The organism is Acidovorax sp. SUPP2539, assembly GCF_030158975.1.
Classification (GTDB): Bacteria; Pseudomonadota; Gammaproteobacteria; order Burkholderiales; family Burkholderiaceae_C; genus Paracidovorax.
The window spans coordinates 368513-394342 of sequence record NZ_BQXJ01000003.1 but is presented as its reverse complement, the minus strand read 5'-3'; the positions used below and the strand labels follow the sequence as shown (position 1 = coordinate 394342).

19 protein-coding genes are annotated in these 25830 nt (G+C 70.5%); 6 read left to right on the top strand and 13 right to left on the bottom strand.

Annotation, left to right across the window (positions count from 1 at the left end; genetic code table 11):
* Positions 1–39 precede the first annotated feature (39 nt).
* From AVTE2539_RS13055 to AVTE2539_RS13035, 5 genes are all read right to left on the bottom strand, one after another.
* Positions 40–960 carry an ABC transporter permease gene (locus AVTE2539_RS13055; RefSeq protein ID WP_284396176.1) on the bottom strand — a complete coding sequence of 307 codons (921 nt, stop codon included), beginning with the start codon at positions 958–960 and terminating at the stop codon, positions 40–42.
* Positions 961–2034, bottom strand: a complete 1074-nt coding sequence (locus tag AVTE2539_RS13050; RefSeq protein ID WP_284396180.1) for an ABC transporter permease — start codon at positions 2032–2034, stop codon at positions 961–963.
* The gene (locus AVTE2539_RS13045) at positions 2021–3622 is read right to left on the bottom strand and encodes an ABC transporter ATP-binding protein (protein WP_284411181.1); all 1602 of its coding nucleotides are present in this window, start codon (positions 3620–3622) and stop codon (positions 2021–2023) included. Before AVTE2539_RS13045 ends, AVTE2539_RS13050 begins: the two co-directional genes overlap by 14 nt.
* A 79-nt stretch (positions 3623–3701) precedes the next feature.
* Positions 3702–4634, bottom strand: coding sequence for a LysR family transcriptional regulator (locus tag AVTE2539_RS13040; RefSeq protein WP_284407080.1), 933 nt, complete (start codon positions 4632–4634; stop codon positions 3702–3704).
* Positions 4635–4794: 160 nt separating this feature from the next.
* Positions 4795–5433, bottom strand: coding sequence for a flavin reductase family protein (locus tag AVTE2539_RS13035; protein ID WP_272551489.1), 639 nt, complete (start codon positions 5431–5433; stop codon positions 4795–4797).
* 237 nt (positions 5434–5670) lie between these two features.
* On the opposite strand from AVTE2539_RS13035, the gene xdhA reads away from it, so the two are divergent.
* Both xdhA and xdhB read left to right on the top strand, forming a co-directional pair.
* A complete protein-coding gene (xdhA, locus tag AVTE2539_RS13030) occupies positions 5671–7218 on the top strand; it encodes a xanthine dehydrogenase small subunit (protein WP_284411179.1) in 1548 nt (515 codons plus the stop codon).
* Positions 7215–9659: a xanthine dehydrogenase molybdopterin binding subunit gene (xdhB, locus tag AVTE2539_RS13025; protein ID WP_284411178.1), complete on the top strand. Its 2445-nt coding sequence runs from the start codon at positions 7215–7217 to the stop codon at positions 9657–9659. Before xdhA ends, xdhB begins: the two co-directional genes overlap by 4 nt.
* Here xdhB and AVTE2539_RS13020 read toward each other — a convergent pair.
* From AVTE2539_RS13020 to AVTE2539_RS13005, 4 genes are all read right to left on the bottom strand, one after another.
* Positions 9647–11785, bottom strand: a complete 2139-nt coding sequence (locus AVTE2539_RS13020) for a TonB-dependent receptor (protein WP_284411176.1) — start codon at positions 11783–11785, stop codon at positions 9647–9649. The two genes, xdhB and AVTE2539_RS13020, sit on opposite strands and share 13 nt — an antisense overlap.
* A 109-nt stretch (positions 11786–11894) precedes the next feature.
* Complete coding sequence (locus AVTE2539_RS13015; protein ID WP_284411624.1) at positions 11895–12209, bottom strand: hypothetical protein; 315 nt, start codon at positions 12207–12209, stop codon at positions 11895–11897.
* A gap of 177 nt (positions 12210–12386) precedes the next feature.
* Positions 12387–14492 (bottom strand): sensor domain-containing diguanylate cyclase, encoded by a 2106-nt coding sequence (locus tag AVTE2539_RS13010; RefSeq protein ID WP_284411174.1) that lies wholly within the window; start codon positions 14490–14492, stop codon positions 12387–12389.
* Between the two features lie 252 nt (positions 14493–14744).
* Positions 14745–15368 carry a Crp/Fnr family transcriptional regulator gene (locus tag AVTE2539_RS13005; RefSeq protein ID WP_284396205.1) on the bottom strand — a complete coding sequence of 208 codons (624 nt, stop codon included), beginning with the start codon at positions 15366–15368 and terminating at the stop codon, positions 14745–14747.
* A 265-nt stretch (positions 15369–15633) separates the two neighbouring features.
* On the opposite strand from AVTE2539_RS13005, the gene AVTE2539_RS13000 reads away from it, so the two are divergent.
* On the top strand, positions 15634–16662 hold the full coding sequence (locus tag AVTE2539_RS13000) for a porin (RefSeq protein ID WP_272567786.1): 1029 nt from the start codon (positions 15634–15636) through the stop codon (positions 16660–16662).
* Between the two features lie 88 nt (positions 16663–16750).
* Here AVTE2539_RS13000 and AVTE2539_RS12995 read toward each other — a convergent pair whose 3' ends face one another.
* Positions 16751–18217 carry an aminotransferase class V-fold PLP-dependent enzyme gene (locus AVTE2539_RS12995; protein WP_502868917.1) on the bottom strand — a complete coding sequence of 489 codons (1467 nt, stop codon included), beginning with the start codon at positions 18215–18217 and terminating at the stop codon, positions 16751–16753.
* A 40-nt stretch (positions 18218–18257) separates the two neighbouring features.
* Positions 18258–18728 carry a Rid family detoxifying hydrolase gene (locus AVTE2539_RS12990; RefSeq protein WP_284411172.1) on the bottom strand — a complete coding sequence of 157 codons (471 nt, stop codon included), beginning with the start codon at positions 18726–18728 and terminating at the stop codon, positions 18258–18260.
* A 590-nt stretch (positions 18729–19318) separates the two neighbouring features.
* Here AVTE2539_RS12990 and AVTE2539_RS12985 point away from each other — a divergent pair.
* The 3 genes from AVTE2539_RS12985 to AVTE2539_RS12975 all read left to right on the top strand — a co-directional run bounded on the left by AVTE2539_RS12985 (position 19319) and on the right by AVTE2539_RS12975 (position 23413).
* A complete protein-coding gene (locus AVTE2539_RS12985; RefSeq protein ID WP_284411170.1) occupies positions 19319–20719 on the top strand; it encodes a cache domain-containing protein in 1401 nt (466 codons plus the stop codon).
* Positions 20716–21366 carry a response regulator gene (locus tag AVTE2539_RS12980; RefSeq protein WP_284411168.1) on the top strand — a complete coding sequence of 217 codons (651 nt, stop codon included), beginning with the start codon at positions 20716–20718 and terminating at the stop codon, positions 21364–21366. The genes AVTE2539_RS12985 and AVTE2539_RS12980 overlap by 4 nt, the downstream gene beginning before the upstream one ends.
* A gap of 94 nt (positions 21367–21460) precedes the next feature.
* Positions 21461–23413, top strand: a complete 1953-nt coding sequence (locus AVTE2539_RS12975; protein WP_284411166.1) for an EAL domain-containing protein — start codon at positions 21461–21463, stop codon at positions 23411–23413.
* A 15-nt stretch (positions 23414–23428) separates the two neighbouring features.
* Here the strand turns inward: AVTE2539_RS12975 and AVTE2539_RS12970 are convergent, their stop codons facing one another.
* Both AVTE2539_RS12970 and xdhC read right to left on the bottom strand, forming a co-directional pair.
* Positions 23429–24679, bottom strand: a complete 1251-nt coding sequence (locus tag AVTE2539_RS12970; protein WP_284411164.1) for a urate hydroxylase PuuD — start codon at positions 24677–24679, stop codon at positions 23429–23431.
* Between the two features lie 222 nt (positions 24680–24901).
* Positions 24902–25744, bottom strand: a complete 843-nt coding sequence (gene xdhC, locus AVTE2539_RS12965) for a xanthine dehydrogenase accessory protein XdhC (protein WP_284411619.1) — start codon at positions 25742–25744, stop codon at positions 24902–24904.
* Positions 25745–25830: the final 86 nt, after the last annotated feature.

Sequence of the window (25830 nt, the reverse complement as noted above, 5' to 3'; positions counted from 1 at the left end):
TTATCGGGGGCCCGTGCAGCACCGCGCGGGCCGTGTGGGTCACGACCCGGGATGGAACGGCTTGCCAAGCGAGGCCGGCATGTTCACGCGGATCCAGGCCGGGTTGCGCGAGATCAGCGCCAGCACCACGATGGTGGCCACGTAGGGCAGCATGCTCAGCAGCTGGCTGGCCACCTGCACGCCCGTGGCCTGCAGGTGGAACTGCAGCATGGTCACGCCGCCGAACAGGTAGGCACCAAGCAACACCCGTGCCGGCCGCCAGGTGGCGAAGGTGGTGAGGGCCAGCGCGATCCAGCCGCGGCCGGCCACCATGCCCTCCACCCACAGCGGCGTATAGACCGTGGAGATGTACGCGCCCGACAGCCCGCACAGCGCCCCCCCGGCCACCACCGCCGCCAGGCGGATGCGCCGCACCGGGTAGCCCAGCGCATGGGCCGACTCGGGCGACTCGCCAACCGAGCGCAGCACCAGGCCGGCGCGCGAGCGGTACAGGAACCACACCAGCCCCGCCACCAGCGCCATGGTGAGGTACACGAGGGGGTGCTGGCGGAACAGCGCGGGCCCGACGATGGGCAGGTCGCCCAGCCCGGGCACGGCGTACTTGGGCAGCTCCGGCAGCTTGGCCTGCACGTAGCGGATGCCCGCGAAGGCGGAAAAGCCCACCCCGAACAGGCTCAGCGCCAGGCCCGTGGCGTACTGGTTGGTGTTGAGCCAGATCACCAGCACGCCGAAGATCGCCGCCAGGAACGCCCCCGCCGCCATGCCGGCCGCAAAGCCCAGCCAGGTGTTGCCCGTGTGCACCACGGTGGCGAAGCCGGCGATGGCAGCGCAGAGCATCATGCCCTCGGCCCCCAGGTTGACGATGCCGGCCTTCTCGTTGATGAGCAGGCCCAGGGCGGCGATGGCCAGCACGGTGCCCGCGCTCAGCGTCGCGCCTAGAAGCAGTGCGTACGATTCCATTTAAGCGGCCCTCCCCTGGGACCCGACCCACCGCACGCGGTAGGCGATGAGCGTGTCGCACGCCAGCAGCGTGAACAGCAGCAGGCCCTGGAACACGCCCGTGAGCGACTTGGGCAGGCCCAGGCGCGACTGCGCCAACTCGCCGCCGATGTAGAACATGCTCATCAGCACCGCCGAGAACACCATGCCCACCGGGTGCAGCCGCCCCACGAACGCCACGATGATGGCCGCGAAGCCGTAGCCCGCCGGCACGTAGGGCGTGAGCTGGCCGATGGGCCCCGCCACCTCCAGCGCACCCGCCAGGCCCGCCGCACCGCCCGAGATGAGCAGCGCCGTCCACAGCGCGCGGCGCGAGGAAAAGCCCGCGTAGCGCGCCGCCGCCGGGGCCAGGCCGCCCACCTGCTGCGCAAAGCCCGCCCGCGTGCGGAACAGGAACACCCACAGCGCCGCGGCGCCCGCCAGCGCCAGCAGCAGGCCGATGGACACGCGCGAACCCTGCATGAGCCGCGGGATCTGCGTCACGCGCTCGAAGGTCTTGGTCTGCGGGAAGTTGTAGCCCATGGGGTCCTTCCACGGCCCGTAGACCAGGTAGCCCAGCACCAGCGTGGCCACGTAGACCAGCATCAGGCTCACGAGGATCTCGTTGGCGTTGAACCGGTCGCGCAGCAGCGCCGTGATGCCGGCCCAGGCCATGCCGCCCAGCACGCCGGCCAGCAGGATGGCGGGCACGATCCACGGGCCCGTGGTCTGGTCGGCCAGCAGCGCGATGCCGCCGGCCGCGACGGCGCCGATCACGAACTGCCCCTCGGCGCCGATGTTCCACACGTTGGAGCGAAAGCACACCGCCAGGCCCAGCGCGATCAGCAGCAGCGGCGTGGCCTTGACCATCAGCTCGCCGATGGCGTACTGGTTCTTGACGGGCTCCCAGAAGAACACCTGCAGCCCGCGCACCGGGTCCTTGCCCAGCGCCGCGAACAGCGCCAGCCCGATCAGCACGGTGACGGCCAGCGCCAGCAGCGGCGAGCCGTAGGTCCACCAGCGCGAGGCCTGGGGTCGGGCTTCAAGCTTGAGCATGGGCCGCCTCCGTTTGCGCGCGCGCCGCTTCGGCCCGGGCGAGGTGCGACTGCACGTCGGCATGCCAGAGCCCGCTCATCCATTCGCCGATGCGCTCCACCGTGGCCTCGGCGCGCGGCACCGAAGGCGACAGGCGCCCCTTGGCCACCACGTGCAGGCGGTCGCAGATTTCGAACAGCTCGTCCAGCTCCTCGCTGAGCACCAGCACGGCGCAGCCGGCATCACGCAGCGCCAGGATCTCGCCGCGGATCTGCGCGGCCGCGCCCACGTCCACGCCCCAGGTCGGCTGCGAGACGATGAGCAGGCGCGGGTTGGCATCGATCTCGCGGCCTACGATGAACTTCTGCAGGTTGCCGCCCGACAGCGACCGCGCGGCCGCATGGGGCCCGCCCGCCTTCACGTGGAAGCGTTCGATGATGGCGCGGGCATGCGCCTGCAGCGCGCCGGTGCGGATCCAGCCGCCCGGCCCCACGCAGTTGCTGCGCGTGAGCAGCAGGTTGTGCGCCAAGCCCATGGTAGGCACGGCCCCGCGGCCCAGCCGCTCCTCGGGCACGAAATGCAGGCCCAGCGCGCGGCGGCGACGCGGGTTCATGCGCCCGGCCGCCTGGCCGGCCACCTGCACCATCGCGGGCTGCGCGCGCGTGTCCTCGCCCGACAGGGCATAGAGCAATTCCTTCTGGCCGTTGCCGGAGACGCCGGCGATGCCCAGCACCTCGCCCGCCCGCACCTCGAAGCCGAGGTCGATGAGATCGACGCCGAACGGGTCCATGCGCGGCAGCGACAGGCCCTGCACGCGCAGCACCGTCTCGCCCAGGTGAGCGGGGCGGTGGGTGAGCGCCGGCGGCTCGGCACCGATCATCAGGCGCGACAGCGAGGCGTTCGACTCTTCGGCCGGGTTGCACACGCCCGTCACCTTGCCGCCGCGCAGCACCGTGCAGGCGGTGCACAGCGCGCGGATCTCGTGCAGCTTGTGGCTGATGTAGAGGATGCTGCAGCCCTGGCTGGCGAGCTGGCGCAGCACCACGAAGAGCTTTTCGACCGCCTGGGGCGTGAGCACCGACGTGGGCTCGTCCAGGATCAGCAGTTGCGGCTGGGTGAGCAGCGCCCGGATGATCTCCACGCGCTGCATCTCGCCCACGCTCAGGGTGTGCACGGGGCGCAGCGGGTCGATGTCCAGCCCATACTCGGCCGCCGTGGCGGAGATGCGGCGCGTGACCTCGGCCAGCTGCAGCCGCTTGTCCAGGCCCAGCCACACGTTCTCGGCCACGGTGAGGGTATCGAACAGGCTGAAATGCTGGAACACCATGGCGATGCCCAGCGCCCTCGCCTCCTGCGGGTTGCGCACCGCCACCGGCTGGCCGTTGAAGTGCAGGCTGCCCTCGTCGGGCTTGACCGCGCCGTAGATGATCTTCATCAGCGTGGACTTGCCTGCGCCGTTCTCGCCCAGCACGGCGTGGATCTCGCCGGGCTGCACCGTGAGGGACACGCCGCTGTTGGCCACCACGGCCGGATAGCGCTTCGTGATGCCCGCCAGCTGCAGGCGCGGCACCGGCGCCGCGGCGGCGGGGGAGGTGTGGGAGGAATTCATGCGGGCGATTGTCTCTTGATTTTCAAAGGGGGTTGGGCACGAAACCGGAATGCTGCGCACGTCCTTCATGCGTTGGCCGCTATGCTTTTCGTAGTGATGCTGCCACGGTGCGCACGCTGTCGCGCAGCCACATGGCGGCGGCCGAATGGTGGGTGCGGGCATGCCACAGCTGGTAGTACATCAGGCGCGGGAAGGGCACCGGGCACGGCAGCACGGTGAGCGGCAGGCGGTCGGTGAAGCGTTCGCAGAACTGCCGCCCCGTGGTGAGCACCAGCAGGCTGGCGGCGACCATCTCCGGGATCAGGCTGAAATGGGCGCAGCGCGCGGTCACGCGGCGCTGCAGGCCCAGGGAGTCGAGGTGCGCGTCGATCACGCCGCGCGCGCCGGGGTGCGTGGGCGTGGGGGCGATGTGCTCGGCGGCCAGCCACTCGTCCGTGTCCCAGCCGCGGCGCACCGCCGGGTGCGCGGGGCTCACGAGGCAGACCACCTCGTCGCCGAAAAGCCGCCCCATGTGCAGGTCGTCGGGTGGCTGGGGCCAGTTGCCGATGACCACGTCCACCTCGCCCTGCGCCAGGTGCGCGTGGTAGTGCGCGTCGGCCGACAGCGGCAGCACCTCGACCGGGCACAGCGGGGCCTCGGCCTTGAGGCGGGCCACCAGGCGCGGCAGGAAGAGCGGGTCCAGGTAGTCGCTCGCGGCGATGCGGAAGGTCCGCGTGGCGGTGCGCGCGTCGAACCCGCGCGCATCGGAGAACAGCGCCTCGGCCGACCGCAGGATGGCGCCCGCCGGCTCCACCATGCGCAGCGCGGCATCGGTGGGCAGCATGGCCGCGCCCGAGCGCACCAGCAGCGGATCGCCCGCCAGGTCGCGCAGGCGGCGCAGCGCCGCCGACACGGCCGGCTGGTGCATGCCCAGCCGCACGGCGGCCCGCGATACGCTGCGTTCAGTCAACACGGTGTGCAAGACCCTTATGAGATGGAGGTCTATCTTGTCGAAAAGGGCTTGGTCTCTCATAAGGGTCGGGGCATTCCAGCCATACGCCATCGCGTATGGCACGCCGGGCCTGCCGGTGGCGGAGCAAGGGCGCAGTGAAGAAGGCAAGGGGACATCGCACTGTAGCGCCGAGGACGCGCGACCGCGAGCCAGGCAAGTACCGAGGCGGCGGCGCGGGTGGTCAGATCTCGTCGATGGCCGTCGAACGCGCGGCGCCCGGCTGCGGCGCCGGGTCGAGCGAGAAGCGATCGCCGGTCGTCACGTAGAAGCTCGCGCCGAACCGCCCCACCGGGTGGTAGTCCTGCAGCCGCACGCGCCAGCGCTCGGTGTCCACCAGGCCCTCGCGCGCGCCCAGCCATTGCACGCGGCCGATGAAGACGTAGCGGCTGGCCGTTTCCATGGTTTCGTGCAGCACGCATTCGAACGCCACGGGGGCCTCGGCGATGCGCGGCGGGGCCACGCTGCGCGACGGCACCGGGGTGAGGCCGGCATGCACCAGCTCGCTCTCGTGCGGCGGCAGCGCGTCGCCGCAGGCATGCATGCGCTGGGCCATGGCCTCGTCGGCGATGTGCACCACGAATTCGCCGGTGCGCAGGATGTTGGCGGCCGTGTCCTTGAGGCGGCCGCCCTGCAGCCGGTTGATGCTCACCATCAGCACCGGCGGGTCCTCGCCCAGCATGTTGAACATGCTGAACGGCGCGGCGTTCACCGTGCCGTCCTCCCCGAGGGTGGTGATGAGCGCGATCGGGCGCGGCACGATCAGGCTGGCCATCAGCTTGTAGCGCTCATAGGCGCCGAGTTGCGAGAAATCGATGTCCATCCGGTGTCCTTGGGGTCTGCGGCCTGCCACCTTGGCGTGGCGCCACGAAGGGACGCAGCATCCGTGCCAGGCGAAGGCCGTAAAGGGTGCCAAAGCAACGGCTGGTGTGCGGGCATGGCGCGCGGCGCATGGCCGTTATACGCTCGCCCATATGCGCCGCCACCCCCCGGGCCCCTACCCTGTCCCGACATGGCGCGCACACTGGCCCCAACGACCGAACCCTGCACCGCACAACGCATGACCACCTCCCGCCCGCTGCGATTCATCCGCCGGGGCCAGCCCGTGACGCTGGCCCATGTCCCCCCCGACCGCACCCTGCTGGAGGTGCTGCGCGAAGACCTGGGCCACACCGGCACCAAGGAAGGCTGCGGCGAGGGCGACTGCGGCGCCTGCACCGTGGTGCTGGGCGAGGCCGTGGACGGCCGCGTGCGCTACCGGGCCGTGAACAGCTGCATCCGCCTGGCCCACTCCATCGACGGCCTGGCCCTGTGGACGGTGGAGGACCTAGACCAGGACCCGCTGGTCCAGCCCGCGCCGCCCGCCCCCCCGTCCTCCAGCGGCGCCCCCTCCAGCGCGCCGGGCCTGCACCCCGCCCAGGAAGCCATGGTGCAGTGCCACGGCTCGCAGTGCGGCTTCTGCACTCCGGGCTTCGTGATGAGCCTGTTCGGCATGTACCAGAACCACGTGTGCCAGGGCCGCGCGGTGACGCGCGAGCAGGCCGTGCACGACCTGTCGGGCAACCTGTGCCGCTGCACCGGCTACCGCCCCATCCTGGACGCGGCCGAGCGGATGGCCGCCCTGCCCCGCATGCAGGTGGACGAAGCGCAACTGCTGCCGCAGCTGGCCTCCCTGGCGAAACCGGCGCCCACGCCCGACGACGCTTACCTGGCACCGGCCACGCTGGCCGAACTGCTGGCCGCGCGCGCCGCGCACCCCACCGCCCAGGTGGTGGCCGGCGCCACCGACGTGGGCCTGTGGATCACCAAGCAGCACCGCCAGTTCGCGCAGATGCTCGACGTCACGCGGGCGCAGGAGCTGCGCCGCATCGGCACGCAGGGCGGGCGGCTGTCCATCGGCGCGGCCGTGCCGCTGGCCGACGCGTTCGATGCGCTGCAGGCCCACTGGCCCGTGCTGCACCGCTTCGCCGCGCGCTTCGCCGGGCTGCCCGTTCGCAACTCCGGCACGCTGGGCGGCAACGTGGCCAACGGCTCGCCGATCGGCGACTCCATGCCCCTGCTGATCGCGCTGGGCGCCAGCGTGGTGCTGGCCAGCCTGCGCGGCGAACGCACGCTGGCGCTGGAAGACCTGTACACCGGCTACCGCCAGAACGTGATAGCGCCGGACGAGCTGCTCGTGCGCATCGAGGTGCCGCTGCCCGCGCCGGGCGAATCGCTGGCGGCCTACAAGGTGTCCAAGCGCTTCGACGACGACATTTCCGCCGTGTGCCTGGTGCTGAACCTCGACATCGCCGACGGCCGGGTGCGGCACGCCCGCATCGGCGCGGGCGGGGTCGCCGCCACGCCCGCGCGGGCCCGGCAGACCGAGGCCGCACTTGCCGGCCAGCCCTGGACCGTGGAGACGGTGGAGCGCGCCGCGGCCGCCCTGCAGGCCGAGTTCCAGCCCATTTCCGACATGCGGGCGAGCGGCGAATACCGCCGTGCCGTGCTCGCGGGGCTGCTGCGGCGCTTCTGGCTGGAGCGCCAGGGGCCGCAGGCCGTTCCCCTGCCCGTTCCCCTGCCCATTCCCGTCTTGCTGGAGCAACTGCGCCCGGAGGCCCTGGCATGAAACGGCACGACGACGCCCCTTTGAGCCGCGACGCCGAAGACGACCCCGTGGCCATCGCCGCCAACGCGGCCGGTGCCGCCGGCCCCCAAACGCCCCAGGCCCGCCCGCCCGAGGGCGCGCCCGCGCCGGCCCGCGCCATGGGCCGCTCGCACCCCCACGAAAGCGCGCGCGCCCAGGTGGCGGGCAGCGCCCATTACATCGACGACCTGCCCGAGGTGAAGGGCACGCTGTATGCCGCGCCCATCCTCTCGCCCGTGGCGCACGGGCGCCTGAACGGGGTGGACACCCGCGCGGCGCTGGCCCTGCCCGGCGTGCACGGCGTGGTGCTCAGCGCCGACGTGCCGGGCGACAAGCTGCTGGCCGCCTTCGCGCACGACGAGCCCGTGTTCGCCATCGACACCGTGCAGCACGTGGGCCAGGTGATCGGCCTGGTGGTGGCCGATTCGGTCATGCAGGCCCGCCGCGCCGCGCGCGCCGTGGTGCCTGACATCACGCCCCTGCCCGCGGTGCTGACCGTGCACGAGGCGCTGGCCGCCGAAAGCTACGTGCTGCCGCCCGTCTTCGTGCGCCGCGGCGACGCCGACGCGGGCCTGGGCCGCGCGGCGCACCGGCTGCAGGGCCGCTTCGAGGTCGGCGGGCAGGAGCATTTCTACCTGGAGGGCCAGATCGCCTACGCGCTGCCGCTGGAGCAGCGGCAGTGGTGGATCCACTCCAGCACCCAGCACCCGGGCGAAGTGCAGCATTGGGTGGCGCACGCCCTGGGCCTGGAGAACCACGCGGTGCGCGTGGAATGCCGGCGCCTGGGCGGGGGCTTCGGCGGCAAGGAAACACAGGCCGGCCACCTGGCCGTGTGGGCAGCGGTAGCGGCGAACAAGTTCGGCCGCCCGGTCAAGCTACGGCTGGACCGGGACGAGGACTTCATGGTGACGGGCAAGCGCCACCCGTTCGCCTACGAATACGACGTGGGCTTCGACAGCACGGGCCGCATCACGGGCCTGCGGCTGCGCATGGCGGCCAACTGCGGCTTCTCGGCCGACCTGTCGGGCCCCGTGGCTGACCGCGCCGTGTTCCACAGCGACAACGCGTACTTCCTGGAAAACGTCGAGATCGCCTCGTACCGCTGCAAGACGAACACGCAGAGCCACACGGCCTTTCGCGGCTTCGGCGGGCCGCAGGGCTTGATCGCCATCGAGGCCATTCTGGGCGACATCGCGCGGGCCCTGGGGTGCGATGGGCTGGCGGTGCGCATGCGCAACCTCTACGGCACCACCGACCGCAACGTCACCCACTACCAGATGCCGGTGGAGGACAACATCCTCCACGATCTGCTACCAAAATTAGAGCAATCCAGCCAATATAAACGCCGGCATGAGGCCATTTTGGCTTGGAATTCTGCGAGCCCGGTGCTCAAGCGCGGGCTGGCGATCACGCCGGTGAAGTTCGGCATCAGCTTCACCGCCACGCTGTTCAACCAGGCCGGCGCGCTGGTGCACGTGTACACCGACGGCAGCGTGCAGGTGAACCACGGCGGCACCGAGATGGGCCAGGGCCTGCACACCAAGGTGGCGCAGATCGTGGCCGACGAGCTGGGCGTGCCGCTGGCGCGCGTGCTGGTGACCGCCAGCGACACCAGCAAGGTGCCCAACGCCAGCGCCACGGCCGCATCGAGCGGCACCGACCTGAACGGCCGCGCCGCCCAGTTCGCCGCGCGCCACGTGCGCGACAACCTCGCGGCCTTCGTGTGCGGCCTGGACCATTGCGGCGCCGGCGAGGTGCAATTCGCCGGCGGGCAGGTCATCACGCCCCACGCGGTGCGCGACTGGGGCGACGTGGTGAAGGAGGCCTATGCCAACCGCATCCAGCTGTGGAGCGACGGCTTTTACCGCACGCCCAAGATCCACTACGACAAGGCCACGCTCACCGGCCGGCCGTTCTACTACTTCGCCTATGGTGCGGCCTGCACCGAGGTGGCCATCGACACGCTCACCGGCGAGAGCCGCGTGCTGGCGGTGGACATCCTGCACGATGTGGGCCGCAGCATCAACCCGGCCATCGACATCGGCCAGATCGAGGGCGGCTTCGTTCAGGGCATGGGCTGGCTCACGACCGAGCAACTGGTGTGGAACGACCAGGGCCGGCTCACCACCCACGCGCCCAGCACCTACAAGATCCCGGCCACGGGCGACATTCCCGAGCGCTTCACCGTGGCGCTGTGGCACGAGGCCAACCGGGAAGACAACGTGGGCGGCAGCAAGGCCGTCGGCGAGCCGCCGTTCATGCTGGCCATCAGCGTGTACGAGGCCCTGCGCAACGCGATTGCCGCAGCGCGCCCGGCTGAGGCGGCCCGGCAGCCGGTCACGCTGACCGCGCCCGCCACGGCCGAGAACGTGCTCCGGGCACTGGGCGGGATGGACGGGCCGGCGGGCGCTCAGAAGCGGTAGGTGGCCGAGACGAACGCGTTGCGCCCCTGGCCCGGCGTGATCCAGCGGCTCACGTGCAGGTGGCTCGACACGAAGTAGTGTTGGTCGAACAGGTTGCGCACGGTTGCCTGGACCTCGACGCTCTGGCCGTTGGCCAGCTTCGCTGTCCAGGTCTGGCTCAGGTCGAAGCGCGCATAGCCCGGCAGCACCGTGGTGTTGGCCTCGTCGGCGAAGCGCCGGCTTTGCAGGTACAGGCCCGCGCCCGTCTTCCACTGCGCATTCCAGGCGTACTGCGCCCACAGCGTGGCCGCATGCCGGGCCACGTTGGGCACGGACATGCCGCCGTACACGGGGTTCTGCAGGTACTTCGCGTGGGTGAAGGCATAGGTGGCGGCCACGGTCACCCGGTCCGTCACCTGGCCGGACAGCGACGCCTCGATGCCCTGCGACCGCGCGCTGCCGGCCGTGGTGAAGTCGAAGTTGTTCAGCGGCGTGCTCAGGTCGGACGCGATCATGTTCTTCTGATCGAGGCGGTACACCGCCAGGTCGCTGACCACCGCGCCGCCGCGCCACAGCGATTTCCAGCCGGCTTCGACCTGCGCCGAACGGCGCGAGGGCAGGGACTGGTTCGACGACGAAGCCACCTGGTTGGGCGAGGTGCCGGTGGACACGTTGGCATAGACCGTGTCGGTCTCCGACAGCCGGCGCAGCAATGCCAGCTTCGGGTTCCAGCGCGACTCCTCCACGGGCAGCACGCCGGCGGTGCCGTACAGGAAGCGTTGGCGCGTGAAGCGCAAGCCCGCCACCACCGACCACGCGCCGAAGTCGATCTGGTCCTGGGCGGACGCCGACACGGATTCGAGGTCCTGCGTCGTCAGGCTCTGCGCCAGCACCGCACCGGCCGGGGGCGCGGTCACCCGGCCATACACCGGGTCGAACACGTTGATGGCCGGGCTGGTCGAGGCCGGCACCGACAGCGCGGGCTGGTTCAGCACCTCCTTGTAGTAGTCCGCCCCCAAGTACAGCTGGTGCGTCACCGCGCCGGTGCCCTGCGTGCTGGAAAGCGCGGTCGAGAACGAGTCGATGCGGCGCTCGGTGCCCGGCTCCCAGGCCGAGACCCGGGCATAGGTGCCGGCGGGCTGGCCCGCCAGCGGCGAGCCGTTCAGCAGGTTCTTGATGGAGGTCGAATGCGCCTCCAGGTGCGTGAAATCGGCCGACCAGCGCGTGTGGGCCGACAGGGCGACATCGCCGTGCAGGTCGTAGATGCGGTTGTTGGTGGTCGAGTCGCCGAACGGCTCGCCGAGCTGCCGGTCCCGTGGCACGGCGACCGGCCGCGCGCCCAGGGCGGGAAGTCCGTAGTCCGGCTGGTAGGTCTGGTTGGTGGCCTCCACGTTGGCACGCAGGTGGTAGCGGTTGCCATCGCTTTGGGCCAGGCCCAGCTTGATGCCGTCGAGGCGGTCTTCCACATGCCGCCATTGGCTGGCCTGGGACCGCGTGGCCGTCACGCGGGCGGCCAGTTCGTTCTCGGCCGACAACACCCGGTTCAGGTCGATCGATGCCTCCAGCGCGCCGTGCGAGCCCACGCCGAGCGAGGCGCTGCCGAAGTTCGCCAGCTGCGGCTGGCGCGTCACGAGGTTGACGGTGCCGCCCGGTTCGCTGCGCACGCCGAGGGCCGCGCCGGGTCCCCGCAGCACGTCCACGCTTTCCACGAACGCCGGGGTGTAGGGGTAGTTGGACAGCCGCACGCCGTCGCGCAGCACGCGGTTGGAGCCGGTGCCGCTGTCGGTCACCGCGCCGCGCAGGATGAAGAACTGCGTGTGCGACCCGTTGAAGCCCGAGTCGGCCTGCGCGCCGGGCACGTTGCGCAGCGCGTCCTGCAAGGTGGTGCCGCCCTGCTGGCGGACCAGTTCGCTGGGCACGGTGGTGACGGAAAACGGCGTGTCCAGCGACGATCCCGCCGTGCCGGTGGCGAGGCGGGAGCTGCGCTGCGCCGCCGGTGTGGCCGGCGCCGTGACGGTGACGGCAGGCAGCGCCGGGCTGCGTTCGGCCGCCGGGTCTGCAGGGGTGGGCGTCTGGGCGGAGGCGGCCAGGGGCAGCCAGGCCAGGGCCATCCCCAGCGCGACGGGCCGTGCAATGGTTGGGTGCATAAAAAGGGCTCTCTGTGGCGCCCCATTGGGCGCCGCTGATCGGTGCGAAAACATCGCGTCGCGCGGCCGGCCGTGGTGGCCGGCCCGCGCTGCGAAATCGAAGGGCGGATCAGGAGAGCGGCGGCGGCCCGCGGGCCGGAAGCGGCGCCGCGGTGGCCGCGGCGATGCGCGCGGCCGCAATGGACTGCACCGCGCGCGACAGCGGCAGCACGACCGGCAGAGCGATCGCCGGCGGCTGCGCCGGGGGCGCGGCAAGAAGGCACAGCGGGCAGTCCCAGTGCGCCAGGCCCGCGGGCTGCACGCCGTCATCGGCATGCACGACGGCCTTCACCGTTCCGACGCCGGTGCAGACCCACTCGACCACCTGGGGGTGCACGATGGGCGAGGCCACCGCCACGCCCAGCGACAGCACGAACCACGCCATGACCCAGCGCACGCAGGCTTGCCAACGCGCCAGCCCGCCGTGGACAGCAAGGGGGTTGCGCAGCGGGCGATGGGGTTGGGGCACGGGGCGATTATCGGCAAACCGAAGGGGCAAGAGCGAAGCATCCGGCGATGGGGCGGCGGCAGGGCGCAGTGACCGCTGCAGCACATCCCGCCTTCAAGCCGCGCGCACCTGCGCGCGCCCACCCCGCACCGAGCGCACCTCGACCCGGTCGCGGCCCGCGCGCTTGGCCTCGTAGCACGCCATGTCGGCCGCATGGAGCACCGCGGTCACGTCGTACACGCCGCTGTCCAGCGGCACGAGGCCGATGCTCACGCCCAGCGTGTAGCTGCGGCCCTGGTACGACGGTTCCCACGCCCGCACGGCAGCGCACAGCTGCTCGGCGATGGCCAGCCCGCGCCCCAGCGGGCAGCCGGGCAGCACCACGGCGAACTCGTCCCCGCCCAGCCGAGCCGCCCAGCCCACCGACCGCACCTGGGTCTCGATGAGGCGGCCCACGTGGCGCAGCACGTCGTCGCCCGCGTCGTGCCCGGCGATGGCATTGACCACGGTGAAATGGTCCAGGTCCAGGAACAGCACCACGCCCTCGCCCGCCTCCCCGCCCGGGTGCGCCTGCACCGTGTCGGGGCGGGCCGCGCGGTCGGCCAGCAGCGCATGCAGGCGCTGGCTGAACGCGTCGCGGTTGGCCAACTGCGTGAGAGCATCAAGCCCGCCCGCCCAGTTCTCGCGGCGGCGGGCCTCGCGCGCGGCGGTGAGGTCCTCCAGCATCCAGACGGTGCCCGCATCGCCCAGGGCGTCCCGCACCGAGCGGCCCAGCACCCGGGCCCACACCGCGCTGCCGTCCTGGCGCAGGAAGCACACGTCGCCATCGAAGGTGCCGTGTGCCGAGAACTCCGCCCGCACGCGCCGCTTGAGGTGCTCGTACTCGGCATCGCTCACGTAGAGCGCGCGGGCCAGCCGCCCCTGCAGCTGCGCCGGCTCGTAGCCCAGCATGCGGCCGGCCTGCAGGCTCACGACCTGCAGGTTCTCACCGCGCGTGATGATGATGCCGGTGGGTGCGTGGTCCAGGATGGACTGCAGCTGCCCGCGCAGCAGCCCCATCTGCGACTGCGTGCTGGCGCGCTCGTCGAGCAGGCCGCGGCAGGCTGCCACCAGCCCGTCCACCTCGCCGGCGCCCTGCGGCCAGGGCATGTCTTCATGGGCGCCGGGCGCTCGGGCGCCCAGGTGCGCGGCGCGGTGGCACAGCCGGGCGAGGGGCTGCGCCAGCCAGGCCATGCAGGCCACGGCCAGCAATGCGGCCGCGCCGATGAGGGCGGCCGCCAGCCAGGCGGCCCGGCGCTGCGCGCCCTCCAGCGGCGCGAGCAGGGCCTGGGCATCGTTCACGCGCGCCACGGTCCACTGGGTCATGGGCATGCCGGCCAGGCTGACCACATGGCCCGGCAGCCGCTCGGTGAAGCCGCGCCCCATGACCGGCTGATCCTTGTCGCCCGACCGCGCGAAAACCTGCGACAGGCCGGCCTCGTCGCGCACGCTGCCCATCACCCGCGCGGGGTCGGGGTGCGACAGGATGGTGCCGTCGCGCGTGAAGACGATGAGCCGGGATTCCTTGCGCGCCGGCAGCGACATCGAGGGCGGCAGCAGCCCCTGCGACTGCAGGCGCAGCACGCCCGAGACGGCGCCCACCACCGTGCCCTCGTCCCGGTGCAGCGGGATCGTGAACATCACGCGCGCCTCGCTCGGCCGCCCGCCGATCAGGCCCGACACCAGCGGCTTGCCTTCCAACATGGTGCGGCGCAGGCTGTCGCGCTCGGCCGGATCAAGGCTGGAGCCGCTGTCCAGGCGGCCGTATTGCAGGTTGATGGCCACGGTGCCGTCCTGCCGCACCACCTGCATGGCATCGAAGAAACGCACCGCCGGCAGGCCCTGCTGCAGCAGCCACCCGAGGGACGACGGCGAGTCGAGCATGACGGGCTGGATGCCCTCGGCCACGGTGCTGAGCACCTTCTGGCTCTGCTCGATCTTGCTGGCCAGCAGCCGCGCGACCACTTCGACCTCGTCGGTCTGCTGGCTCACGAGGCGGCGCATGGCCTCCTCGCCGGCCGCGCGCGAAACGGTCCAGGCGGCCATCGCCCCGGCGAACACCACCGCCAGCACGGCCACCAGCATCAGGCGCTGCACGAGGCGGCCCGGCAGCAGCCAGCCGGGCGTGTCGCCCGCCGCGTCCTGCTCCGCCTCGAGCGCCTCGTGCGATGGCGGGGTCATCGGTGCTCCGTGGACGAAGCACCTCTGGCAAAGGAGCGGCGAAAGGCGCAGGGCATGCTGTCAGGCGGAATGTGCAATGGGGTGCGAACGAATATACGCAGCCCCCCGAACGCGCGGGTTGGGTGGAACCCTCGGTCGGTCCGGGGGAAACCCTGAGCCCCTTCGCACCGCCGCGCCATGGCCGCGCCGCCCCGATCACCCGCGTGTTGCAGCCACCCCACCCCGCTCCTTGCCAGGGCGGCCGAACGCGCTTCAGCCGACCCCGGCCACCACCTGCAGCGCGCCGGGCCGTGGCAGATTGAGCACATTGCCCGTGCCCGAAATGAGCCCGTGGTCGCGCAGGTGGCGCAGCACGCGCGACAGGGTTTCCGGCGCGATGCCCAGTTGCGCGGCGATGAGCCGCTTGCGCTGGTGCAGCGTCACGCGCATCGTGCCCGCATCGTCTTGCTGGGCGTGCCGCAGCAGCCACTGGGCGCAACGCGCCTCGGCGTCCTGCGCGAGCCGGCTCACGGCCAGCTCGGTCTGCTGGCAGTAGCCCCGCGCCATGTCGTACACCAGCGCGCGGGCGGGCGACGGCAGCGATTCGAAGCCGGACCGGAAGGCCTCCAGCGGCATGCGGCGCAGCAGCACGCGCGTGTCCGCCACCATGTCCACCATGCACGCCTGGCCGAGCAGCGCGGGGGCGGCATCGAGCCAGCACGGCCCCTCCACCGCACCCAACTGGTGCCGAAGCAGCCCATCCTCGCGCACCCCGAGCAGCACACGGCCGCTGTCCAGGTACAGCACGCTGGCCGGACGCTGGTGGCGCTCGCGCAGCACCTCGCCGGCAGGGGCCTCGGTCTTGGTCGGCGCGGGGGTGGAAGAAGAGGGAAACATAGAGCCGCCACTGTGACCGCAGCACCGCCGCGCGGTGTTGAGCAAAGTCAAATGCGGTGCGCTCTGGCCGCAACCGCCGCGCCCGGATGCCACGAGCGCCGCATGCCCCCACAGGCCGAATGGTGAAGGCACGGTCCTTGCTTGGAGCCCTTTGCAGATCGACACGTTTTTCCTGGCCCGTTGAAAGGCCCGTGTGCACCGCCGAGCCATCGGCACCTTCCCTTCCCCCTTTTCCCTTTTCCCTTTTCCCTTTCGCAGGAGTCTTATGAAAAAGAATTGGATCGCGCTGGGTGCAGCGCTGCTTTGTTCCGCCGGGGCACAGGCCCAAAGCTCCGTGCAGCTCACCGGCCTGGCCGACGTGTTCGCCGGGTCCATCAAGATGGCCGGCGATGCGGGCCGCAAGTCGGTCGTGGACAGCGGCGGCCTCACGACCTCGTGGTTCGGCTTCAAGGGCACGGAAGATCTCGGCGGCGGACTGAAGGCCAACTTCCAGCTGACCTCGTTCATCAAGGTGGACAACGGCTCGCAGGGGCGCTTCGCCAACGACACGTTCTTCTCGCGCGATGCCAACGTCAGCCTGTCGGGCGACTTCGGCTCGGTGATGCTGGGCCGCTGGATGGCGCCCAACTTCCTGCCCTCGGTGGTGGGCAATCCGTTCGGCGATTCGTTCACCTTCTCGCCGCTGATCCTGCACATGAACGTGCCGCTGTTCAACGGCACCGGCTGGGGTGCGACCACGCCGTCCGACACGGGCTGGAGCAACCAGATCGTCTACAGCACGCCGAAATTCGGCGGCTTCTCGGCCAACATCCAGTACCAGTTCGGCGAGCAGCCGGGCGACAACGGCAAGAAGAACTTCGGCGCGAACTTCTTCTACTTTGGCGGCCCCGTGACGCTGACGGGCTTCTACGAGCGCGACCAGATCAGCAACCCCGCCGTTCCCAATGCCTACCTGGGCACGAAGAAGACCGACTGGATGCTGCTGGGCGCCTACGACTTCGGCCTGGTCAAGCCCTTCGTGAGCTACGGCGAGGCCAAGGCCGACAACACCACCAACAAGGCCAAGACGGTGCAGCTGGGCGCCTCGGTGCCGGTCGGGCCGGCCGGCAAGGTGCTGGTGGAGTGGGTCAAGACCGAGATGACGCAGACCGACATCGACCGCAAGACCTTCACGCTGGGCTACGACCACTTCCTGTCCAAGCGCACCGACGTGTACGCCATGCTCATGAACGACCGCATCACGGCGCAGACGAAGGGCAACAGCTTCGGCGTGGGCATCCGCCACCGCTTCTGATCGCCGCACGGCGCGCAGGGCGCCCCAAGACAAAAAGCGCGGGAGTCGCCTCCCGCGCTTTTTTTATGGATGCGGCCGCGCTGCCGGATCAGATCTTGCGCGACAGGTCCCACATGGCATCGACCAGCAGGTCGATGTCGCGCGCGTCGTGCCACAGGTGGGTGGAGATGCGCACGCCGTAGTGGTTGGCCGGCGCGCCGATGACGGGAAAGTCGGCATTGCGGATCACGAAGCCCTGCGGGTATTCGCTCAGCATGCGCGCCACGAAGGCCGTGGATTTCTGCGCGTTCATCACGTCGTCCTTGTTGGGGAACGGATTGAACGAGGTGAGCGCGGAGAGCAGCTTGGGATCGTCCTTGGGCGAGTACAGCGCATCCACGCCCCAGCGCTCGGCGATCTTTTCCTTGAGGTAGGACGACAGCGTGAGGTCGTAGGTCTCGATCTTCTTGCGCCCGATGCCGTCCCACTGCGCGCAGGCCTGGGCCAGCGCCATGAACATGGGCGTGTGCAGGCTGCCGCAGCTGGTGATCGTCGCGGCGATGTCGTAGGTCTCGGTGCCGTTGGTGGTGCGGTCCTTGGCGGCGTAGGAGCTGGTGTGCACCGGGAACCACTTGGGCAGCGGCAGCGGGTTGGAGGCGCGCATCTTGTTGCGCACCACCAGGATGCCGGTCGAGCCCGGGCCGCACTGCCACTTGTGCCCCGCGCCGGACATGAAGTCCATGCCCAGCTCCGCGTAGTTGTAGGCCATCATGCCCGGCAGGTGGGCACCGTCCACGATGCTGATGAGCTCGTGCGCCTTCACCACCGCCATCAGCTCGGCGATCGGCAGCATGGTGCCGGTCTTGTACGTGGGCGAGGACCACATCATGGCGCGCACGCGCTTGCCCTGGGCCTTGAGCGCGCGGATGCGCTCGTCGAACAGGTTCACGTAGGTGGCGGCCGTCTGGTTGTTGCCTACCGGCAGTGCGATGCGCGAGACCTCGATGCCGTAGCGGTCGGTGGCGATCTTGAGCGGCGTGTCGCCGCCGCCGTGCTCGTGGTTGGTGGTGACCACCACATCGCCGCGCTGCCAGTCCAGCCCCAGGATGGCGTGGCACATGCCCGAGGACGTGTTGGCCGAGAACGCGAGCTCGTCCGCATCCACGCCGAAGCCCGGGGCCACCTGCTTGCGCAGGTCCAGCAGGTTGCCGTAGCCGCTGCCGGAATCGGCCGCCTTCTTGCGGTTTTCGGCATCGAACGTTTCCAGCACCAGCTTGGGCATGGAGCCGCCGGTGCCGATGTTCATGTAGGTCTTCTCGGGCTTGAGCACGAACATGCCCTGCACGCCCGTCCAGAACGCCTCGTCGCGCATGAGCTGCTCGCGCAGGGCTTCGGCCTGGGTCTGTGCGCCGCTGCTGCCGCACGCGGCCACCAGGGGCCCGAGCGTCGCGGCGCCGGCGCCATAGCCGAGCACGCGCAGAAAGTCGCGGCGCTTGGCGCTCCAGCGCGACACCGCGGACAGGTCCAGGGGAGCGGCAGCGCCGGGCGCGGCCATCAGGGGGGTGGCTTCATTCATGGGAAAACTCCTTGGGGCGTGGAGGCAGGACCACAGCGCTTCAGCGGCGGCCGACGATGGCCGAGATTTCGATCTTCACGTCGCGCGGCAGCCGCGCCACCTCCACCGTGGCGCGGGCCGGCGCAGCGGTGCGGAAGTACTCGCCATACACCTTGTTCATGGCAGCGAACTCGTTCAGGTCCTTCATGTAGACCGTGGTGGAGAGCACGTCTTCGTACGACAGGCCCTGCGAGCGCAGCTTGGCGCCCATGAAATCGAGCACGGCCCGGGTCTGCTCCTCGATGGTGGTGCCGTTGACCGCATTGCCCGCCGCATTGAGGGGCAGGACGCCCGAGAAATACAGCGTGTTTCCGTGGGCCACCATTTGCGAATACGGCCCGATGGCTGGATAGATCTGCGTGGTGGACAGCACCTCGCGCTTGGACGGCGCGGCGCAGCCCGTCATCAGCACGCAGGCCGCCAGGGCAGCGCCCGCCCAGGCCACGCGGTGGCGGTGGATCCGATTACTCATGGAATGTCCTTTTCAACGACTTGAATATGACGATGGAAATCAATCGACCCATGCACGGATAAACCGGCAGGCCCCATCCATTTCCATGCGACCGCATTTCCCATAATCTTCCGGCGCGCCTTCTTTTGTCCTGGAAATCCCGATTCGCGAAAGAATTTTAGGCAGCACAACTCGCTAAAACGAAGCACCTTTTTCCCTTACGCAGTAGTACGCAGGCCGGCCTACGCAGGAGTACGCAAACCGCCGCCTCGCCCGTGGCTGGCATGGCTTCTGCTGCGCAATCCTTGCTGTGGTGCGGCTACTGCGGTAGCAAGCACTCACAAGGTGCGCACCAAGCCGGTGCCGACGCCCCACCCGCAGCGGCACCAGGCACCACGGGGGTGATTATGGAAGCTGCCTTTCCATAATCCGCCCCCGGGCCGCCCCGACGCATTTTGACTTTTGGTGATTCTCCGCCCCATTCGATCGCACCGACCGTCTTTACATATGTTCACGGATTCCCGGAATATCCCATGATCCCTCGAAACAACCCGCTTGACATTGGCGTGAGGCGGCAGATAGTCATCGCTTTCCTATCCAAGAAACCCTTCATGCAATTGCGGCTCAAGCTTTTGCTGCTGTCGACCATTCCCATCCTGGTGGCGCTGGGTTCCGTGGCCGTCACCGTGCGCCACCAGACCCTGAAGCTGGCGCACCAGGAACGGGAACTGGTCGAGTCGGCCTACCTGCACAGCAAGGAGACCGAGCTGCACCATTACGTGCAGCTGGCCCAGAGCGCGATGGCGCGCATCGCGACCGACGTGGCGGACCCCGCGGCGCGCCACCAGCAGGCGCTGGCCCTGCTCTCGCGCATGCAGTTCGGCAAGGACGGGTACTTCTTCGTCTACGACCGCCAGGGCAACGTGCTGCTGGACGCACAGCAGATGGGGCTGGCCGGCGTGGACCTGTGCGACCCGTCCAACCCGCAGAGCGAGGCGCCGGCCAACCTCATCCTCGCCAAGGCGCGCGAGGGCGGCGGGCTGGTGCGCTACCTGTGGCAAAAGCCCTCATCGCAGCAGACGGTGCCCAAGCTCGCCTACGTGATGACGCTGCCCGGCTGGGAATGGGTGATCGGCACCGGCCTGTACCTGGACGACGTGCACGACACGCTGCGCCGCATCGACCTGCGCGCCCAGGAGAACATCGACGGCACGCGCCGGCGCATCTACGGCATCGCCGCGCTGTGCATCGTGCTGATCGGGCTGGCCGGGCTGGCGCTGAACCTCAGCGACCACCGCGTGGCCAGCGCCAAGCTGCGCCGGCTCGCGCAGCGGGTGGTGCGCTCGCAGGAGGAAGAGCGCGTGCGCGTGGCGCGCGAGCTGCACGACGGCGTGGTGCAGGTGCTGGTGTCCTCCAAGTTCCTGCTGGAAACCGCTCAGGTGCAGTGGGCCGAGCGCGCGGCGCACGGCCCGCACCACGTGCTGGACCAGGGCCTGGACCGGCTCAACCATGCACTGCTGGAGATCCGCCGCGTCTCGCACGGCCTGCGGCCCGCGTTGCTGGACGACCTGGGCCTGGCGCCGGCCCTGGCCCTCATGGCCCAGCAGGTGCAGGAGCACACCGCGCTCGGCGTGCGTTTCGTGCTGCGCGGCACGGCGCACCCGCTGCCCACCAGCCACGGCACCGCGCTGTTCCGCGTGGCGCAGGAGGCGCTGACCAACGCCCAGATGCACGCCCACGCGACGCAGGTGGAGCTGCTGCTGCGCTTCGGCCGCCGGCGCGTGAGCCTGTCGGTGATCGACGACGGCCGCGGCTTCGACGTGCAGCGCGTGCAGGCCGACGGACAGGGCGGCATCGGCCTGCGCAACATGCGCGAGCGCATCGAGGGCCTGGGCGGCACGTTCGGCGTGGCCTCCGGCCGCCGCGGCACGCGCGTGCTGGCCGTGCTGCCGCTGCAGGGCGACAACGACTCGCCCTACCCCGGGTTCGAACCGTCGCAGGTGCCCGCATGAGCGGCGGCGCCCCCATCCGCGTGCTGCTGGTGGACGACCACCCGCTGGTGCGCGACGGCGTGCGCATGCGGCTGGAGGCCACGGGCCACATCCGCGTCGCGGGCGAGGCGGGCGGCGTGCAGGAGGCCGTGGACCTGGCCGCCGCCCTGCTGCCCGACATCGTGGTGACCGACATCCGCATGCCGGATGCGAGCGGCATCCACCTGGCCACGGTGTTCCGCGACCGCTTTCCGCAGGTGCGCGTGCTGGTGCTGTCCATGCACCACGATGGCGAGTACGTGCGCCGTGCGGCCGCACTGGGCGTGCGGGGCTACGTGCTCAAGGACGCGCCGGCCCGCCAGCTGGTGGAGGCGATCGAGGCGGTGCACGCCGGCGGGCGCTATTTCAGCGAAGGCGTGCAGGCCCTGCTGTACGAGGCGCCTCCCGTTCCAGCGCCGTCGGGCCGCGCGCTCACCCCGCGCGAGGCCGCGGTGCTGGAGCTGCTGGCCGAGGGCCGATCCAACAAGGACATCGCCCAGCGCATGGGCACCTCGGTGCGCACGGTCGAGACCCACCGCCTGCACCTGCGCCGCAAGCTGCGCATCGAGGGCCAGGCGGCGCTCGTCAAATACGCGGTGGACTACGCCGACCTGCGCAGCGACCCGTGAGCGGCGTGGGCGATCCCTGGCGGCATGGCACCTGTCATTTCGCTGTCACGGCGCACGGCTATGGTCCGCGATGAAATTGTGTAAGGTTGTAACCATGATCGATGCATCTCCCCGGGGCCGGCGCGATGCCTTGCTGGCGGCGTTGTCGCCCGGGGTGCGCAACGGCCATGGGCCGCTGGCGCAGCTCATGCGCGGCGACGGCCTGCACTGTGTCTTCCAGCCCTTGGCCGATCTGCGCGAGGGCGGCATCTACGCGCACGAGGCGCTGATCCGCGGCCCGGAGGGCACGCCCCTGCACACGCCCGATGCGCTGCTGCGCTGCGCGGGCGAAGAAGGCCTGCTGCAGGACTTCGAACTGCTGTGCGTGTTCATCGCGCTGCAGCAGTGGGGCGTGCTGGGCGCGGCCGGCCGCCTGTTCGTGAACATCAGCGCCGATGCGCTGGTGCGCGGCGTGGCGCTGTGCGGTGGCGCCTCGCTGGCCGAGGCCGCGCAGGCGATGGGCGTATCGGCCCGCATGGTGGTGCTGGAGATCACCGAGCACGAGCGCGTGACCGACATGGAGCCGCTGCGCCACGCGCTGAAGGAAGTACACGCCAGCGGCGCCCGGCTGGCACTGGACGACTTCGGCGACGGCCGGTCGAGCCTGCGGCTGTGGTCCGAGGCCAAGCCCGACTTCGTCAAGATCGACAAATACTTCGTGCGCGACCTGGGCGCGCACCCCGAGAACCTGCAGATGCTGCAGGCCATCAAGGGCATCGCCGACGTGTTCGGCACCACGCTCATCGCCGAGGGCATCGAGACGCAGGAAGACCTGCGCGCCCTGCGCGACCTCGACATCCCCTACGGCCAGGGCTACCTGCTGGGCCGCCCGGCCCCGCTGCCGCGCGACACCATCCTGCTGCCCGCGCTCGATGCGCTGCGCGACCGCCGCGTGGCCGTGCTGCCGCACCTGGGCCAGAACGTGCGGCCGGGCATCCTGCGCAACTTGCTCGTGGTGCAGGCGCCCACGGCCACGCCGGAGACCCGCAACGACACGGTGGCCGGGCTGTTCAAGGCCCATGCCGACCTGCACGCCATGGCGGTGGTGGACGGCACGCGGCCCGTGGCGCTCATCAACCGCCAGCAGTTCATGAACCACTACGCCACGCTGTACTTCCGCGAGGTGCACGGGCGCAAGCCCTGCATGGCGTTCGCGAACCACGCGCCGCGCGTGGTGGAACTCGACTGCGACGTGGACCAGCTCGTGGGCATCCTCACCTCGCAGGACCAGCGCTACCTGAACGACGGCTTCATCGTCACCGACAACGGCCGCTACGTGGGGCTGGGCACGGGCGACCAGCTGGTGCGCAGCGTGACCGAGGCGCGCATCGAGGCGGCGCGCCACGCCAATCCGCTCACCTTCCTGCCGGGCAACATCCCCATCAGCCTGCACATGCAGCGGCTGCTGGACAGCGGCACCGAGTTCGTCGCCTGCTACGCCGACCTGAACCACTTCAAGCCGTTCAACGACTACTACGGCTACTGGCGCGGCGACCAGATGATCCGCCTCGTAGCGCGCCTGGCCGTGGCCCACTGCGATGCACAGCGCGACTTCGTGGGGCATGTGGGCGGCGACGACTTCATGCTGCTGTTCCAGAGCACGGACTGGCTGCACCGCTGCCAGCGGATCGTCGACGAGTTCGCGCAGGAGGCCCTGGCCCTGTTCGACGACGCTTCGCGCAAGGCCGGCGGCATCTGGGCCGAGGACCGGCACGGAGTGAAGCGCTTTTTCACCTGCACCACGCTGTCGATCGGCGCGGTGCGCATCACGCCCGGCACCATCGCGCATGCGGAAGAAGTGGCCAACCTCGCGGCCCTGGCCAAGCACGATGCCAAGCTGGCCGCAAGCGGCCTGGCCTGGCGCGACGCGGCGGACGACTCGCAGGCGGATGGCCACGATCGCGGCCCGGCCCGCATCGGCGGTCTGGGCGCAGACCGCGCCATCGCCCCCCGGTCGGTCGCCCCGCTGGGCGCACGCAAAGCCGCCGACCGCGTCGCGACGGACTGAGCGCCCCCGGCCGCTTCAGGGCACCGGTGCGCCGCCTTCGAACCAGCGCCGCACCACGTCGCGCTCCTCGTCCGTCATGCCGGTGGCGTTGTTCATCGGCATGAGCTTTTGCACCACGGCCTGCTGGTAGATGGCCTGGGCGTGCTGTTTGACCGACGGGGCCGAATCGAGCCGCAGGTTCTTCATCTGCACCTGCTCGCCGTGGCACAGGAAACAGCGCTGCGCCAGCACGGGCTGCAGCTTTTCGTAGCCGATCGTGCCCGATGCCGGCGGATTGCTTGTTCCTTTAGCTATCAAATCTGTAGCATTTCCTGCAGCCACCGGGGTGGTGGCCGGTGGCACCGGCCGCATCCACACGATGGCGCCGGCGATGGCCGCCACGCCCACCAGCGCGTAGGGCAGCGGGTTGCCGTTGCGTCCGAGCTTGTGGCCGTGGCGCATGACGAAGAACTGCCGGATCGCCGCGCCGGCGAACATCATCACGATCAGCACCAGCCAGTTCTGCGGGTGGCTCCAGGTGAAGCTGTAGTGGTTGGACAGCATGGCGAACAGCACCGGCAGCGTGAAGTACGTGTTGTGCACGCTGCGCTGCTTGCCGCGCTGGCCATGGACCGGGTCCACGGGCCGGCCGGCCTGGATGGCGGCCACCATCTTCTTTTGTCCCGGAATGATCCAGAAGAACACGTTGGCGCTCATGGCCGTGGCGATCATCGCGCCCACCAGCAGGAAGGCCGCCCGGCCGGCGAACCAGTGGCAGGCCAGCCAGGAGGCCACGCACACCAGCCCGAACACGAGCGCGCCGACGATGGCGTCGCCGTTCCTGCGCTGCCCGAACAGGCGGCACACGGCGTCGTACAGCAGCCAGAAGACGACCAGGAAGCCCAGCGCCGCGCCGATGGCCGCAGGCGGCGCCCAGTCCATGCGCGATTTGTCGATGAGGTAGGTGCCGGCGCTCCACAGGTACGACACGGTGAACAGCGCGAAGCCGCTCAGCCAGGTGCTGTAGCTCTCCCAGTAGAACCAGTGCAGGTGCGCGGGCAGCTTCGGCGGCGAGACGGCGAACTTCACCGGGTGGTAGAAGCCGCCGCCGTGCACGGCCCAGAGTTCGCCGCTCACGCCCTGCTTTTTCAGGTCGTCGTCGACCGGCGGCGTGAGGCTGCTGTCCAGGAAGACGAAGTAGAACGACGAGCCCACCCAGGCGATCGCGGTGATGACGTGGACCCAGCGCAGCAGCAGGTTGGCCCAGTCGAGGAGATAGCTTTCCATGTGTCTCAGCCTCGGCGGCGCACGAAGGCGCCATGGGGGCGGCGCGCGGCGCACCACCCGGTCAACCTGCTCACCACTGCGGGCGCTCTGAGCAGAAGAAAAGGCCGCGCACCTGGGGGCTGACGACACGCATCGGCTCCGGGCACCGCTGCGACCTGTGCCGCGAGTGTATGCAGGAATCGTTCCTGCCGAACGCCCGGCGCGGCACGGCGGCGTGCGGATTTACCCGGGCTGCGCGGGGTCCGCCGGCACCGGCAGGGCCAGCAGCTGCGCCGCCACCGACACGGCGATCACCTCGGGCTCCTTGCCCGCGATGCCGGGCAGCCCGATGGGGCAGGTGACCCAGGCCAGCTCTTCGGGCGCGAAGCCGCGCGCAGCCAACCGGTGCGAGAACGTCGCCCACTTCGTGCGGCTGCCGATGAGCCCGATGAAGGGCAGGTCGCCCCGTTCGCGCTGGCGCAGCAGGCAGGCGGCCACCACGTCCAGGTCCTCGGCGTGGCTGAAGCTCATGACGAGCACGCGCGAGCCCGGCGCGAGCGACGGCACGGCGGCGTGCACCGGATCGGAGTGCTCGCACGCCACGCCTGGCGGCGCCTCGGCCGGGGCCACGGGGAATGCGGGGAAGACGCTGTCGCGGCTGTCGATCCAGGTCAGGGCGAACGGCAGGACCGACAGCACGCGGACCAGCGCATGCCCCACATGGCCCGCGCCGAACAGCGCCACGGGCGTGCGCCGGGGCGCCAGCCGCTGCGCCAGCGCGGCACGCTCGCCCGCGCCCACCACGGTGAACCGCAGGAACACCACGCCACCGCAGCACTGCCCCAGGCTGGGCCCGAGCGCGAACCGCAGCACGGCGGGGCCCCCCTCGCCCGCCAGCCGGCGGCGCGCCTGCGCGATGGCATCGAACTCCAGCCGCCCGCCGCCGATGGTGCCGGCCAGGCCATCGGCCAGCACGGCCATCCACGCACCGCTTTCGCGCGGCACCGAGCCTTGGGTAGACTCCACCTCCACCATGCAGGCCGGGCCGTGCGCCAAGCCCTCCAGCAAACGATGCAACGCCGCCATCACCATCCGAGTCCTCCGGTACGCCCCGCGCAACGGCAGCACGGGCACCGCACAGCATAGCCACAGCGAGACCTGCCCATGCCCAC

What these genes read in the sequence shown, in the direction of transcription:
- AVTE2539_RS13055 (WP_284396176.1), bottom strand. Translation starts at nt 960, where the DNA reads ATGGAATCGTACGCACTGCTTCTAGGCGCGACGCTGAGCGCGGGCACC.
- AVTE2539_RS13050 (WP_284396180.1), bottom strand. Translation starts at nt 2,034, where the DNA reads ATGCTCAAGCTTGAAGCCCGACCCCAGGCCTCGCGCTGGTGGACCTAC.
- AVTE2539_RS13045 (WP_284411181.1), bottom strand. Translation starts at nt 3,622, where the DNA reads ATGAATTCCTCCCACACCTCCCCCGCCGCCGCGGCGCCGGTGCCGCGC.
- AVTE2539_RS13040 (WP_284407080.1), bottom strand. Translation starts at nt 4,634, where the DNA reads ATGAGAGACCAAGCCCTTTTCGACAAGATAGACCTCCATCTCATAAGG.
- AVTE2539_RS13035 (WP_272551489.1), bottom strand. Translation starts at nt 5,433, where the DNA reads ATGGACATCGATTTCTCGCAACTCGGCGCCTATGAGCGCTACAAGCTG.
- xdhA (WP_284411179.1), top strand. Translation starts at nt 5,671, where the DNA reads ATGACCACCTCCCGCCCGCTGCGATTCATCCGCCGGGGCCAGCCCGTG.
- xdhB (WP_284411178.1), top strand. Translation starts at nt 7,215, where the DNA reads ATGAAACGGCACGACGACGCCCCTTTGAGCCGCGACGCCGAAGACGAC.
- AVTE2539_RS13020 (WP_284411176.1), bottom strand. Translation starts at nt 11,785, where the DNA reads ATGCACCCAACCATTGCACGGCCCGTCGCGCTGGGGATGGCCCTGGCC.
- AVTE2539_RS13015 (WP_284411624.1), bottom strand. Translation starts at nt 12,209, where the DNA reads ATGGCGTGGTTCGTGCTGTCGCTGGGCGTGGCGGTGGCCTCGCCCATC.
- AVTE2539_RS13010 (WP_284411174.1), bottom strand. Translation starts at nt 14,492, where the DNA reads ATGACCCCGCCATCGCACGAGGCGCTCGAGGCGGAGCAGGACGCGGCG.
- AVTE2539_RS13005 (WP_284396205.1), bottom strand. Translation starts at nt 15,368, where the DNA reads ATGTTTCCCTCTTCTTCCACCCCCGCGCCGACCAAGACCGAGGCCCCT.
- AVTE2539_RS13000 (WP_272567786.1), top strand. Translation starts at nt 15,634, where the DNA reads ATGAAAAAGAATTGGATCGCGCTGGGTGCAGCGCTGCTTTGTTCCGCC.
- AVTE2539_RS12995 (WP_502868917.1), bottom strand. Translation starts at nt 18,217, where the DNA reads ATGAATGAAGCCACCCCCCTGATGGCCGCGCCCGGCGCTGCCGCTCCC.
- AVTE2539_RS12990 (WP_284411172.1), bottom strand. Translation starts at nt 18,728, where the DNA reads ATGAGTAATCGGATCCACCGCCACCGCGTGGCCTGGGCGGGCGCTGCC.
- AVTE2539_RS12985 (WP_284411170.1), top strand. Translation starts at nt 19,319, where the DNA reads ATGCAATTGCGGCTCAAGCTTTTGCTGCTGTCGACCATTCCCATCCTG.
- AVTE2539_RS12980 (WP_284411168.1), top strand. Translation starts at nt 20,716, where the DNA reads ATGAGCGGCGGCGCCCCCATCCGCGTGCTGCTGGTGGACGACCACCCG.
- AVTE2539_RS12975 (WP_284411166.1), top strand. Translation starts at nt 21,461, where the DNA reads ATGATCGATGCATCTCCCCGGGGCCGGCGCGATGCCTTGCTGGCGGCG.
- AVTE2539_RS12970 (WP_284411164.1), bottom strand. Translation starts at nt 24,679, where the DNA reads ATGGAAAGCTATCTCCTCGACTGGGCCAACCTGCTGCTGCGCTGGGTC.
- xdhC (WP_284411619.1), bottom strand. Translation starts at nt 25,744, where the DNA reads ATGGCGGCGTTGCATCGTTTGCTGGAGGGCTTGGCGCACGGCCCGGCC.